This is a genomic window from Ileibacterium valens (assembly GCF_001945525.1).
Classification (GTDB): Bacteria; Bacillota_I; Bacilli_A; order Erysipelotrichales; family Erysipelotrichaceae; genus Ileibacterium; species Ileibacterium valens.
The window spans coordinates 1-938 of record NZ_MPJW01000178.1; the positions used below are offsets into that span (position 1 = coordinate 1).

1 protein-coding gene is annotated in these 938 nt (G+C 50.6%); it reads right to left on the minus strand.

All coding sequences use genetic code 11. From position 1 onward, the window contains the following. Positions 1-59 precede the first annotated feature (59 nt). On the minus strand, positions 60-938 hold an 879-nt coding region (gene tnpC, locus BO222_RS09110), incomplete at its 5' end, for an IS66 family transposase (RefSeq protein ID WP_075820368.1).

Sequence of the window (938 nt, forward strand, 5' to 3'; positions counted from 1 at the left end):
GCTTTCCTCTCAGGAAAGTCGGAAACGGAAGATTTCCGCCTTTTGTGATTCTGTTGAACTCAGGCAGCCTGACCTTTCAGGCTGAACCTGTTCTGGATCTCTTCAGCCCATGGCAGCAGACTTTCCAGGATCGAAGATGGAACTGTCTTGTCACGCCAGCTGATCAGCGTCTCAAAGAGATAATTCAGATACTTCATGACATTCAACCCGTTTCGCCTGGCGCTCTTCACCACTGAAAACATCAGAGCCAGCGAATCAGCTCCTTCTTCGCTGTAGGAGAACAGCCAGTTATGGCGTCCTCTGGCAACAGAGACAAAGTCCTGCTCGGCGCCGTTATTGTGGGCCGGAAGCATCGGATCATTCAGGAATACCCGCAGACCCTGCTCATGTCTGAGCAGGTAGTTGAACGCTTTTCTGGTCTTCTCGCCGGGCAGCTCCCTGATATTCAGAGTCTTTACCCAGTCAAACAGCTCATTGACGACTGGAGTGGTTTTCAAGCTGCGGTATTCCAGCCGACGATCCTGGTCGAGACCGTTCTCACTGATCTCATATTCAATATCGAAGATCTGATCAAAATAGGAGAGTGCCTTCTCCAGGATTCCGTTTATATGATCGCTGCAGGATACAACAGACGCTTCGATCAGGTACCGTCTGGCGTGAACCCAGCAGTTGGCAAGCCGGTCACATTCCACCTTGTTATATCCGGTGAAGCCATCCACCAGTAGGGTGCCGTCAAATCCTCTCAGAAACTCAGCCGCATACGATCCTGATCTGCCCTGACAGTACTCAAACAGTACGATCGGATATTCATCCATGTCTACTGTCCGATACTGCCAGAGATAGGATTTACTCTTTCTTCGGGTATGGGACTCATTGATCACCTGGAGCGTTGTTTCATCTGCACAAAGCTGCGGCCTGCCGACGAGGATCGACTTCAT